Consider the following 12751-nt stretch of genomic DNA (forward strand, 5'->3'; position numbering starts at 1 on the left):
CTTTATCGCCGGACGCGCGCTGGCTGGGGCGCAAAACCCAACGCAGGTTGCCGCTGAATTCCATACGCAAATCGATGCTATCTGGGGAGCACAGTATGCGTAATCATCCGTTAGGTATCTATGAAAAAGCGCTGGCGAAAGACCTCTCCTGGCCGGAGCGTCTGGTGCTGGCGAAAAGCTGTGGTTTTGATTTCGTCGAGATGTCAGTGGATGAAACCGATGAACGTCTGTCGCGTCTTGAGTGGAGTCCTGCTCAGCGTGCATCGCTGGTGAGCGCAATGTTAGAAACCGGCGTGGCAATCCCCTCAATGTGCCTGTCCGCCCACCGCCGTTTTCCGTTTGGCAGCCGCGATGAATCAGTCCGTGTTCGGGCACGCGACATCATGACCAAAGCCATTCGTCTGGCGCGCGATCTCGGTATTCGCACTATTCAACTGGCAGGTTACGACGTCTATTACGAGGAACATGACGAAGGTACGCAGCAGCGCTTTGCCGAAGGGCTGGCATGGGCAGTCGAGCAAGCCGCCGCCGCGCAGGTCATGCTGGCGGTAGAAATCATGGATACCGCTTTTATGAACTCAATTAGCAAGTGGAAAAAGTGGGATGAAATGCTGTCATCGCCGTGGTTCACCGTCTACCCGGATGTGGGCAACCTCAGCGCATGGGGTAATGACGTCACTGCCGAATTGACGCTGGGCATCGACCGTATCGCCGCTATCCATCTGAAAGACACACTGCCAGTAACCGAAACCCATCCGGGCCAGTTTCGCGATGTGCCCTTTGGCGAAGGGTGCGTGGACTTTGTTGGTATCTTCAAAACGCTGCATGAACTGAACTATCGCGGGTCGTTTCTGATTGAAATGTGGACTGAAAAAGCAAAAGAGCCGGTACTGGAAATTATCCAGGCACGACGCTGGATAGAAGCACGTATGCAGGAAGGAGGATTTCCATGTTAGAACAACTGAAGGCCGAGGTGCTGGCGGCCAATCTGGCGCTTCCGGCTCATGGTTTAGTCACCTTTACCTGGGGTAACGTCAGCGCTGTGGATGAAACGCGTAAGCTGATGGTGATTAAGCCGTCCGGCGTGGAATATGACGTGATGACCGCCGACGATATGGTGGTGGTGGATATTGCCAGCGGCAACGTGGTTGAAGGCAGTAAAAAACCCTCCTCAGACACGCCAACCCATCTGGCGCTGTACCGCCGCTACAATGAGATCGGTGGGATCGTCCATACTCACTCACGCCACGCGACGATCTGGTCGCAGGCGGGTCTTGATCTCCCGGCATGGGGCACCACGCATGCCGATTATTTCTATGGTTCTATTCCGTGTACCCGGCTGATGACCGTTGAGGAAATCAATGGCGAATATGAATATCAAACCGGTGAAGTGATCATTCAGACATTTGAGCAACGCGATCTCAATCCGCTGCAGGTTCCGGCAGTGTTAGTGCATTCACACGGTCCGTTTGCCTGGGGTAAAGATGCCGCAGATGCCGTACATAACGCAGTGGTACTCGAAGAATGCGCCTACATGGGGCTTTTCTCGCGCCAGTTAGCTCCGCAGTTGCCGGATATGCAGCCTGAGTTGCTGGATAAACACTATCTGCGTAAACACGGTGTGAATGCGTATTACGGGCAAAATTAACGTCCGGCGGCGCTGTGCTTGCACTGGTCTGTCATTTTGTAGGCCGGGTAAGCATAGCGCCACCCGGCGATCCTCATTTACGCCGAATTAATATGCTCTTTGCAGTAGCGCCTTTTCCACGCCGCAGGCGTCAGGCTGGTATGCTTACGAAAGATTTTACGAAAGTAACCCACATCATTAAATCCACATTTAATCGCCACTTCGGTAAGCGACAGCGAGTCACTGATCAACAGCTTTTCTGCCGCCCTTACCCGCTGGCGATGCAATGCTTCAGTTAGCGTCAGCCGGAAAGCGCTCCGGAATACACGCCCCAGATAATCCGCATTGCAATGCAGCTCTTTCGCCAGAGTTGAGGCACTAATCGGCAGGTGGAACTGGGTGTGGATTATTTGTTGCGCTTTCCATGCCAGCGCATTACCGGGGCTATCTGCGGGTTGCTCGCTAGCCGCCGCGGAGATTTGCTGCAAAATCAGCAGTAGGATCAGTTCCAGCGCAACGCTGCGATGAATATTTTCCTGCTCGCGTAAGAACTGGCGAAACAGCGAAATAATATATTGTGGCTCGCTAACCCGGGCATGCTGAGGAATCGCAAGCAACGGTTCTGTAAGTGAAGCATCGTTTTCTGCTGTCACCTCAAAGTGTAGCCAGTAAAATTTCAAATCAGCCGGAAACTGTCCCACACCAATATGCGAACGCTGCGGCCATAACAGCAAACTTTCTCCAGCATTCACGCAAAAAACGGTCTGACCTTCGCGAATCGTTAATATCCCTTTTTCGACAAAGATGATTTCCCAGGATTGCAATTGCCGCGCCGGATGGCTTCCCACACCTCGGGAAATAAATAGCCCACCATTTTGCACTTTAATCGGAAGAGACATGGATAATTCGAGCATATATATTCAAATTCCCGCTTTTGCATTATTTAAACTGCTCTTTATTATTGATTATTCACGATAAACTTTCTTTTCGCTGGATCGAAATCACATTTTTATAATGAAGTCGGAATTGTCATCTTTTTATACTTTTCTCTTCCCTTGTTGACCCAAACATTTCGTGCAGAATAAATAACGTACTTTGCAAATTACAAACAAATAACCCGCAACGTAGCGGGATACTTTCTGAACATCCTCTCCGGGAGTTATTTATGACTTCGGCTCCGATTACGACATCTGATTTGGCACAGCGTGCCCAGGACGACAAATTATCCCTGCGTGAAAAAATAGGTTATGGGTTAGGCGATGCAGGCGGGACGGTAATTACCTGTCTGATCATGAACTTCCTGACATTTTTCTACACCGATGTCTTCGGGTTAACGCCCGCGCTGGTCGGCACATTGTTTATTGCCCTGCGCGTATTTGATGCCATTTCCGATCCGCTAATGGGCATACTTGCCGACCGCACGCAAAGCCGCTGGGGGCGTTTTCGCCCATGGCAGCTGTGGGTGGCAATTCCCATTGGCATCATTGGCGTACTCACGTTTACCGTCCCTGACGCCAGCATAAGTGTAAAAATAGCCTGGGCATTTGGCACCTATCTACTGCTCTCTGTCGGCTATACCGCCATCAACGTACCGTATTGTGCGCTGATCAACACCATGACGACCCGCCATAACGAGGTGATCGCCTGTCAGTCCTGGCGCTTTGTGCTGTGCGGCGTGGCGGGATTCCTTGTCTCCGTTGGTCTGCCGTGGATGGTGGATATTCTGGGTCAGGGCAATGCCGCGCAGGGTTATCAGTTCGGCGTGGGCATCCTGTGCGCCATCGCTGTGGTGATGTTCCTGTGCTGCTTCTTCTGGGTTCGCGAGCGTGTGCCGCTGGCGATGATGGGGAAATTTACCCTGCGTGAACACATTGGTGGGCTACGCAAAAATGACCAGTTGCTGCTGATGCTGGTGATGTCTTTCCTGCTGATTAACGTCTTCAATATTCGTGGCGGCGGGTACATGTATTTCATTACCTACGTGCTGGAAGGCAGTACCGCTTACACGTCGCTGTTTTTCACCATGGTGACCTTTGCGTCCATCATCGGTTCAGTGGTTGTCAGCCCGCTGACCCGCCGTATAGATACCGTCAAACTCTATTACTACACCAACCTGGTGCTGGCAGCCCTGGCAGTGATGATGTGGTTCCTGCCGACCGGTCCGGCTTATCAAACATTATGGCTGGCGGTTATTCTCGGCAACGGCATTATTCTGGGCTTTACGCTGCCTCTGCACTTCTCGCTGATGGCCTTTGCCGACGATTACGGCGAGTGGAAAACCGGCGTGCGTTCTTCCGGCATGAATTTCGCCTTCAACCTGTTTTTCATCAAGCTGGCCTGGGCCTCAAGCGCGGGGATCATCAGCCTGTTATTTATTTTTGTCGCCTATCAGCCAGGCGCTGGTAACCAAACCGCCAGTTCGCTGCAAGGAATTACCGCGATGGAGACGCTGCTTCCCGCGCTGTTCCACCTGCTGTTGGCGCTGTCTATCCGCATCTGCAAACTCAATAATCCGATGATGTCGCGCATTGCCACCGATCTGCGTCAGCGTCATGTACAGCCTTAAGGAGCACGAAATGAACGTACTGGAAGTCGACCTGCATAAGCTCACCGTCAGCGATCCGTTCCTCGGACAATACCAACAGTTGGTCCGTGATGTAGTGATCCCCTACCAGTGGGATGCGCTGAATGACCGCATTGCAGAGGCGGAACCAAGTCATGCGATAGAGAACTTTCGTATCGCCGCAGGACTGCAGGATGGCGAATTTTACGGCATGGTTTTTCAGGATAGCGACGTAGCGAAATGGCTGGAGGCAGTCGCCTGGTCCCTGTGCCAGAAACCTGATGCGGAACTTGAGAAAACCGCAGATGAGGTCATCGAGTTGGTGGCCGCTGCGCAGTGTGAAGACGGCTATCTCAATACATACTTTACAGTGAAAGCCCCGGATGAACGCTGGACTAACCTCGCCGAGTGTCATGAGTTGTACTGTGCAGGTCATTTGATCGAAGCAGGCGTCGCGTTCTTTCAGGCGACGGGAAAACGTCGTCTTTTAGATGTAGTGTGCCGTCTGGCAGACCACATCGATAACGTTTTCGGGCTTGGTGATAATCAACTGCGCGGCTATCCGGGACACCCGGAAATTGAGCTGGCGTTAATGCGCTTATACGAAGTGACCCAACAACCACGCTATATGGCGCTGGTAAATTACTTTGTGGAACAGCGCGGCGCGCAACCCCATTTCTATGACGAAGAGTACGAAAAGCGTGGCCAAACCTCTTACTGGCATACTTACGGCCCGGCATGGATGGTGAAGGATAAACCCTATAGCCAGGCTCATCAGCCCATTTCAGAACAGCAAACGGCGATCGGTCATGCAGTACGTTTTGTTTATCTGATGACCGGCGTGGCGCATCTGGCACGCTTGAGTCAGGACGAAGGCAAGCGTCAGGATTGCCTGCGTCTGTGGAAAAACATGGCCCAGCGTCAGTTGTACATTACCGGCGGTATTGGTTCACAAAGCAGCGGCGAGGCGTTTAGCAGCGATTACGATCTGCCTAACGACTCCGTGTATGCGGAAAGCTGCGCCTCAATCGGTCTAATGATGTTCGCCCGCAGAATGCTGGAGATGGAGGCAGACAGCCAGTATGCCGACGTGATGGAGCGCGCCCTGTATAACACCGTATTGGGCGGGATGGCGCTCGATGGCAAGCACTTCTTCTATGTGAACCCGTTGGAAGTACATCCTAGATCATTAAAATTCAATCATATTTATGACCACGTGAAACCCGTTCGTCAGCGCTGGTTTGGCTGCGCCTGTTGCCCGCCGAATATCGCCCGTGTACTCACCTCTATTGGTCATTACATCTACACACCACGTCAGGACGCGCTGTATATCAATATGTACGTGGGCAATAGCATGGAAGTCCCCGTGGCGGATGGCTCGCTCAAGCTACGCATTAGCGGGGATTATCCATGGCATGAACAGGTGAAAATCGCCATCGAATCACCGCAGTCGATATATCACGCCCTGGCCCTGCGCCTGCCAGACTGGTGCACCGCACCGCAGGTTTTACTGAATGGTCAGCCAGTTGAGCAGGATATTCGTAAAGGCTATTTGCACATCAGCCGAACCTGGCAGGAAGGCGATACGCTCAGTCTGACCCTGCCAATGCCGGTGCGTCGGGTGTACGGAAATCCATTAGTGCGTCATGTTGCCGGTAAGGTCGCCATTCAGCGTGGACCGCTGGTGTATTGCCTGGAGCAGGCCGATAACGGTGAGGAATTGCATAACCTGTGGTTGCCAAAAGAGAGTGAGTTCAGAGTATTCGAGGGTAAGGGATTGTTCAGCCATAAAATGTTAATTCAGGCTGAAGGCGTGAAGCAAAGTACTGCCGATGCAGCACAACAATCGTTGTGGCACTACGATGTTTCCCCAGCTTCGCGCCAGGCGCATACATTGACGTTTATTCCGTGGTTTAGCTGGGCGAACCGTGGTGAAGGCGAAATGCGTATCTGGATAAACGAGCAGTAATAATAAGGCGGATGGCGGCGGTTAGCCCCCATCCGTCAATGTCTCATGAAAAGATTGCCCTCCTCCCTGAGGACAAACGGGTGAGAATCAGAAACGCCAGGTCAGACCGGACATAAAGGTGAAGCTGTCATCACGATCAACCATCGGACTATTTTTAATGTCATCCGGCAGTGCGCTATAGTTGGCGCTTGCCAGCAGCGTCAGGTTAGTGGTTAATGCGTATTTAGCGGACAGGCCAACATACGGTGTCCAGCTATCGCCTGGGGAATAGCTTGATAAACCACTACGACGGGACTCATTACCCGAAATGCCGTAGTAGTATTCATTGAATTTTTCGTCATAGTAGAGCACGCCAATTGATGGCGTCAGCGTCAGCTTGCCCATCGGCATTGGACGGAACAGTGAAACTTCCCCTACCCAGCCATTACTGTTGTCCAGCACATCCGCAGCGGCGGAGACTTTCACGCTACCCCATCTTTCATGGTGATACCACGCAGCACCCGCCATTGCCGTTGCGTCACGCTTATCCAGCGCTTTCATCGCGTGATCGTCATTGTCGCCGGGATCAAACTCAAGCGGCATATAAGAGGCAGTAATACTAAATTCATTACTTTCACTCTTAGACAAAATATAACCTAGCGTTGTTTGCCTAAAATAAAATGATTCACTTTCATAACTGACAAGCGGTACTGCGTGAACATTATCATTATACCCGCGATAAGGTGATTCATTATATACAGCGCCAGCGCCAATAGAAAATTCTGCGGCAGTTGCACTCGCCATAAAAGAAAAGGCGAGCAGCGCCACAATATTGTGTTTAATTAACATGCCAACATTCCATTTTAAAATAAGCTACAAAGCGGGTGCATAATAATGCTTACAATTTCATCGGTGCAAGGTTCATATTTATATAGTAATATATATAAAATTATATATATTGGGCTTGGCGATGAATAAATTACAACTTAAACACCGGGAACTGAAGATTATTTCGGTAATTGCTGCCAGTGAAAATATCAGCCATGCCGCTACTGTTCTCGGCATTGCTCAGGCCAATGTAAGTAAGTATCTTGCTGATTTTGAATCAAAAGTTGGGCTAAAGGTATTTGACCGCACCACCCGACAACTGACCCTCACGCCGTTTGGTATAGCGTTACTTCCTTACATCAATGACATGTTAGACAGAAATGATCAGTTAAATAATTTCATTGCTGATTATAAGCACGAGAAACGTGGAAAAGTAACGGTATATGCACCAACCGGAATTATTGCTTACTTATCGCAACATGTTATTGCAAAAATTATGGATATTGGCGATATCAGTCTGGTGCTAAAAACCTATAATCTGGATCGCAAAGCATTTTATGAAGGCGTCGACTTTCCTGACGATTGTGATATTTTACTTTCCTATGCTCATCCTAAAGATGAATCACTGGTCGCCAGTTTTATCACTAAATATGCGGTTATTGCTTTTGCCAGCCAGGAATATCTCACAAAGCATCCCATTAGCAGCCCTGATGAATTAGTCAACCACTCCTGTATTCTAATTGATTCTATGATGATTGATGATGCCAACATTTGGCGATTCAATTCTGCTGAAGACAAAAAGATGCGCGACTATCGTGTGACGGGAAATTACATCTGCGACAATACACAATCCGCACTGGCGCTGGCACGTAATCATTTGGGGATTGTTTTTGCGCCAAATGAAAGTGTGCAAAGAGATTGTCGTTCCGAGATGCTGGTCCCGTGTTTCTCGGAGCAACATGAATGGTGGCTGGATTTAGTGGCGATTTTCCGCAAGCGTGAATACCAGCCCTGGCGAGTGCAGTATATTCTCGATGCAATGCTCGCGGAGATACGTCAGCAGCTTGCTCAGGCGATACGACAGCCTGAGTAAGCGAAATAGCCTGCGCTTAGTGGTCGAGATACAGGTAATGCACCCAACTGGTCATCCGCAGCAACACCTTGCGCATTACCGACACATGTTCGAAGTGGTCAGAGTAAACGGCGACCTGCGCGTAGATCCCATCAGGCAACGCATTCACATCCGCATTGTCGTTCAGCTCAATCGTGGCGATTACCCCTTCCGAACCAGGCGTAGAGTTTAAAGATTGCAGTGCCCCGTTCGACTGGTATGTACCACCCGGTACTGCCGGACTAATGGCGGCCAGTTTACCGCTAAACACCTTACCCGGCAGGGCATTAAACACCACTTCCGCTTCATCGCCTGGCTCCAGTCGCAACAACGAGTTTTGACGGAACTGGGCGATAATTTGTCGTTTCTGATCCGGGATGAATACCATGACCGGGCGCATCGGCAGCGCGGCGGCATAGGTTCCTGGGCGCATCAGCACCTGAGTGACGTAACCATCGCTGGGCGCGCGAACCACGGTCTGGTCCAGGTTGAACTCTGCTTCCGCTAGCTGTGCTTTCAGGCTGGCAATTTGCGAATTCTCACCCAGTACCAGGCTGTCCAACTGGCTCTGAATTTGCTGTTGTTCTGCAACGGAGGATTTCACCGAAGCTTCCTGCGCCAGGTAGTTTTGACGCGCCGCGTCGATATCGCGTTCAGAAAAAGGATTCACCTTCGCCTGACTCCCCTGCGCATAGCGCTGGTAATCTTTTGCCAGTTTGTCACGCGTGGCCTTTGCCCGCTGCGTGTTGGCTTTCATTTCGTCTAACTGCGCAACCAGAGCCTGCTCTTTATGCTGTGCGGTAACAATATCAGCCTTCAGGCGATCGACCCGCGCCTGATAACGCCCTGGATTAAGCTTAAACAGAACCTCGCCTTTTTTGATTAGCGTATTCTTCTTATCCGTCACTTCTGTCACTACACCCGTTACCTGCGGCACCACGGGAATAGAAATTACCGCTTTTTGTGCCTTAAATGTATACGGATGGTTATAATTCATCAGTAATATAAGTCCGCAAACAATGAATATACCGCCTAATGCCGCGGTAGGAACTGTCCATTTATTTACAGGAATTTTGAAAATTTTAAATATTGACCATGCACACGCCACATAGGTCAGAACAATCAGTAAATCCATCGATATTACTCCGCCGGAGAGGTCTTGGCCTCACCCAGTTTCTTTTCCAGATCCGCAACCCTTGCCTGAAGCTGGATCAGGGAAGAATCCGCGCTCTGCATGCCCCACCCGCGTTCCGGGCGATAAAGCGTTGCCCAGATCCATAAAAAGGGCCAAATAACATGTAAGGTAAACAAACTAACCCAACCCGCAACATGTATTGCGTCGGCATGAGGATGGTTACGTTTCTTTGCAATTAGATAGGGAATATCATGCAGAATAATAATCCCGTAAAAAATGACCAGGAATACAAAAATAAGCACTCCTAATGCAAAATAATTAAGGAACATATTTGCCTCAGGGATTTAAATTAAGGAATTCGGATGCAATTTGATTTAAACAATAGAGTTGATAATAGTATTGGAATGACCAGATTGGATGCAATTATCTTATTTATATAACGATATATGGGTTTATATATACCCGTCGTCTTTCGAGCTGCTTCTTTGTTGGCTGCGTTCGTTCACCCCAGCCACTTACCTGAGGACATAACTTGATGCCCGGTACGCTAAACGCGACCGGGCAGTAGGTGACGTGAAATTAAAACAGCCCCAGTGGTTTATCAGAGTAGCTCACTAACAGGCATTTGGTTTGCTGATAATGCTCAAGCATCATCTTATGCGTCTCGCGCCCGATACCCGACTGCTTGTAGCCGCCGAACGCCGCATGTGCCGGGTAAGCATGGTAACAGTTGGTCCAAACTCGCCCCGCCTGAATCCCACGCCCCATTTTGTAAGCCAGATTTCCGTTTCGACTCCAGACACCAGCGCCAAGCCCATATTGGGTGTCATTAGCGATTTCCAGCGCTTCCTCCATGGTTTTAAACGTCGTGACAGCCAGCACCGGTCCGAAGATCTCCTCCTGGAAAACCCGCATGTTGTTCTTACCAAACAGAATAGTCGGTTCGAGGTAGTACCCCTCTTTTAACTCGCCATCCAGCTGCTTGCGCCGCCCGCCGGTGAGAACATCTGCCCCTTCTTTTTTACCAATGTCGATGTAATTCAGAATGGTTTCCAGTTGACCATGCGACACCTGTGCGCCCATTTGCGTCACGCTGTCTAACGGGTTGCCGCTACGGATACTTTCCACCCGACGAATGGCTCTTTCCATAAAACGTTCGTAAATGGATTCTTGTACCAGCGCCCGACTCGGGCAGGTACATACTTCGCCCTGGTTGAAGGCAAACAATGCAAAACCTTCCAGCGCTTTGTCAAAGAACGCATCTTCTTCATCCATCACGTCCGCGAAGAAGATATTGGGGGATTTCCCGCCCAGCTCCAGCGTGACAGGGATAATGTTCTGCGTGGCGTACTGCATGATCTGCTGCCCAACTTCCGTTGAGCCGGTAAACGCCACTTTTGCAATGCGTTTTGACGTCGCCAGATACTCACCGATTTCCCCACCCGCGCCGTTTACCACGTTCACCACGCCAGGCGGGAGCAGATCGCCGACAACTTCCATCAGCAACAACACGGACAGCGGCGTCAGGCGCGCAGGTTTAAGCACGACACAGTTACCGGCAGCCAGGGCGGGCGCCATCTTCCAACTGGCCATCAACAGCGGGAAGTTCCACGGGATAATTTGCCCCACCACGCCAAGAGGTTCATGGAAGTGATACGCCACGGTATCGCTATCAACTTCGCTTATTCCCCCTTCCTGTGCACGAATACAGGACGCGAAATAGCGGAAATGGTCAATCGCCAGCGGCACATCTGCCGCGCTGGTTTCACGGATGGGTTTACCGTTATCCCAGGTTTCAGCCGTCGCCAGCAGCTCCAGATTTTGCTCCATACGATCGGCAATTTTGAACAAAATCGCCGCCCTGTCCTGCACGGAAGTCTGCGCCCATTTGTCTTTTGCTTTGTGCGCGGCATCCAGTGCCAAATCGATGTCCTTTTTGCCGGAAGAGGCCACTTCGCACAGTAATTGCCCGGTTACCGGCGTCAGGTTTTGGTAATACTCACCGTCCACCGGTGCGATCCAGTCACCGCCGATAAAGTTATCGTATCGGGCTTTTAACTTCAGAGGGTAACCATACTCGCCGGGATAAATACGCGTTGAAGGGGGGTTATTGGTCATGACCGTCTCCTTGCTGTAGGGGTACTACAAGGGTAGACGGGACTGGCGAATTATTCGCCAGCCTTTTACTGCTTTACGACAAGTATCACGAATTACATGGCAGCACGATAAATCGCCATGATTTCTTCATGTGTCGCCTGAATCGGGTTAGTGAAACCACAGGCGTCTTTCAGGGCATTAGTCGCCAGAACGGCAAAATCTTCTTCTTTCACGTTCAGCTCACGCAGCCCAGCCGGAATATTCACTTTCTGCGCCAGTTCACGGATCGCCGCGATGCAGGCTTCTGCCCCTTGCTCTTCGCTCAGACCAGCAACGTTCACACCCATTGCCGAGGCGCAATCGCGCAGGCGGGCGGCAGCAACTTTGCTATTAAATACCTGTACATGCGGCAGCAGTACGGCATTACATACTCCGTGTGGCAGATCGTAGAAGCCACCCAGCTGGTGCGCCATCGCATGCACGTAGCCAAGGGAGGCATTGTTAAAGGCCATACCTGCGAGGAACTGCGCATAGGCCATGGCTTCGCGCGCCTGAGCATTGCTGCCCTCTTCCACGGCGACCGGCAGGTTTTCCGCAATCATGGTGACAGCTTTAAGCGCGCACGCATCGGTAATGGGGGTCGCAGCAATAGAAACATAGGCTTCGATAGCGTGAGTCAGCGCATCCATACCGGTAGCCGCCGTCAGAGACTTCGGCATACCGACCATCAGCGAGGAGTCATTGACGGACAGCAGCGGTGTAACATGCTTATCCACAATCGCCATTTTAATGTGGCGTACTTCATCAGTGATGATGCAGAAGCGGGTCATTTCAGATGCCGTACCCGCCGTGGTGTTGATGGCGATCATCGGCAGTTGCGGTTTTGCAGAGCGGTCTACGCCTTCGTAGTCACGAATATCGCCACCATTAGCCGCCACCAGCGCAATGCCCTTCGCACAATCATGAGGAGAGCCGCCACCGAGAGAAATAACGCTATCACAGTCATTTTCTTTCAGCATTTTCAGGCCAGCGGCAACGTTACTGGTCGTGGGGTTAGGATGCGTACCATCGTAAATTACGCTGGAAATATCATGTTCCTGTAGCGCTTTTTGAATATCGCCAGCCATACCTAATTTCGTCAGCATGGCATCCGTAACAATCAGCGTACGGCGAAAACCATATTCCGCCATTGTATTCATTGCGTCTTTTAATGCGTCAGCGCCGATTACATTCACGGAAGGAATAAAAAATGTTGAAGCAGCCATTGTACGATCCTTAATTACTCTAAAGAGGTAGGAAGCATACGAGTGAAATTTCCAACAAAATATGATCGTGGTTGTTATTTTAATAACACTTACAATTAAAAAGCACATTAGGTTCATAATCTAATGTGCTTATTTCAATCAACATCTATTTTGTATTAATTCATTTAATCCATGAAT

At 50.5% G+C, this 12751-nt stretch carries 11 protein-coding genes and 1 pseudogene; 6 read left to right on the top strand and 6 right to left on the bottom strand.

Annotated features, from left to right (window positions below):
• The 3 genes and pseudogenes from sgbH to araD all read left to right on the top strand — a co-directional run.
• Nucleotides 1-103 (top strand): annotated as a pseudogene (sgbH, locus tag FDW94_RS23660) (3-keto-L-gulonate-6-phosphate decarboxylase); the annotation flags it as partial.
• A complete protein-coding gene (locus FDW94_RS00210) occupies nucleotides 96-956 on the top strand; it encodes an L-ribulose-5-phosphate 3-epimerase (protein WP_048227306.1) in 861 nt (286 codons plus the stop codon). The pseudogene sgbH and the gene FDW94_RS00210, both read left to right, overlap by 8 nt.
• On the top strand, nucleotides 950-1648 hold the full coding sequence (gene araD, locus FDW94_RS00215; protein WP_103014689.1) for an L-ribulose-5-phosphate 4-epimerase: 699 nt from the start codon (nucleotides 950-952) through the stop codon (nucleotides 1646-1648). The genes FDW94_RS00210 and araD overlap by 7 nt, the downstream gene beginning before the upstream one ends.
• 77 nt (nucleotides 1649-1725) lie before the next feature.
• Here the strand turns inward: araD and FDW94_RS00220 are convergent, their stop codons facing one another.
• Nucleotides 1726-2541: a helix-turn-helix domain-containing protein gene (locus FDW94_RS00220; protein WP_137376949.1), complete on the bottom strand. Its 816-nt coding sequence runs from the start codon at nucleotides 2539-2541 to the stop codon at nucleotides 1726-1728.
• Nucleotides 2542-2792: 251 nt separating this feature from the next.
• Here FDW94_RS00220 and FDW94_RS00225 point away from each other — a divergent pair, with 251 nt between their 5' ends.
• Nucleotides 2793-4193: an MFS transporter gene (locus tag FDW94_RS00225; RefSeq protein WP_137376950.1), complete on the top strand. Its 1401-nt coding sequence runs from the start codon at nucleotides 2793-2795 to the stop codon at nucleotides 4191-4193.
• A 10-nt stretch (nucleotides 4194-4203) separates the two neighbouring features.
• The gene (locus FDW94_RS00230) at nucleotides 4204-6159 is read left to right on the top strand and encodes a glycoside hydrolase family 127 protein (protein WP_137376951.1); all 1956 of its coding nucleotides are present in this window, start codon (nucleotides 4204-4206) and stop codon (nucleotides 6157-6159) included.
• Nucleotides 6160-6246: 87 nt separating this feature from the next.
• Here FDW94_RS00230 and FDW94_RS00235 read toward each other — a convergent pair whose 3' ends face one another.
• A complete protein-coding gene (locus FDW94_RS00235; RefSeq protein WP_008786446.1) occupies nucleotides 6247-6987 on the bottom strand; it encodes a MipA/OmpV family protein in 741 nt (246 codons plus the stop codon).
• A 121-nt stretch (nucleotides 6988-7108) separates the two neighbouring features.
• Between FDW94_RS00235 and FDW94_RS00240 the strand changes: the two genes are divergently transcribed.
• The gene (locus FDW94_RS00240; RefSeq protein WP_137376952.1) at nucleotides 7109-8059 is read left to right on the top strand and encodes a LysR family transcriptional regulator; all 951 of its coding nucleotides are present in this window, start codon (nucleotides 7109-7111) and stop codon (nucleotides 8057-8059) included.
• A 16-nt stretch (nucleotides 8060-8075) separates the two neighbouring features.
• On the opposite strand, the gene FDW94_RS00245 is transcribed toward FDW94_RS00240, so the two are convergent.
• The 4 genes from FDW94_RS00245 to yiaY form a co-directional block, all read right to left on the bottom strand.
• Nucleotides 8076-9212: an HlyD family secretion protein gene (locus tag FDW94_RS00245; protein WP_003827345.1), complete on the bottom strand. Its 1137-nt coding sequence runs from the start codon at nucleotides 9210-9212 to the stop codon at nucleotides 8076-8078.
• A 5-nt stretch (nucleotides 9213-9217) separates the two neighbouring features.
• Nucleotides 9218-9541 carry a DUF3302 domain-containing protein gene (locus FDW94_RS00250; protein ID WP_003024200.1) on the bottom strand — a complete coding sequence of 108 codons (324 nt, stop codon included), beginning with the start codon at nucleotides 9539-9541 and terminating at the stop codon, nucleotides 9218-9220.
• A 250-nt stretch (nucleotides 9542-9791) separates the two neighbouring features.
• On the bottom strand, nucleotides 9792-11330 hold the full coding sequence (gene aldB / locus FDW94_RS00255; RefSeq protein ID WP_008786449.1) for an aldehyde dehydrogenase AldB: 1539 nt from the start codon (nucleotides 11328-11330) through the stop codon (nucleotides 9792-9794).
• Between the two features lie 92 nt (nucleotides 11331-11422).
• The gene (yiaY, locus tag FDW94_RS00260; RefSeq protein WP_057066864.1) at nucleotides 11423-12574 is read right to left on the bottom strand and encodes an L-threonine dehydrogenase; all 1152 of its coding nucleotides are present in this window, start codon (nucleotides 12572-12574) and stop codon (nucleotides 11423-11425) included.
• Between the last annotated feature and the right edge of the window lie 177 nt (nucleotides 12575-12751).

The organism is Citrobacter sp. wls757, from assembly GCF_005280935.1.
GTDB lineage: Bacteria > Pseudomonadota > Gammaproteobacteria > Enterobacterales > Enterobacteriaceae > Citrobacter > Citrobacter portucalensis.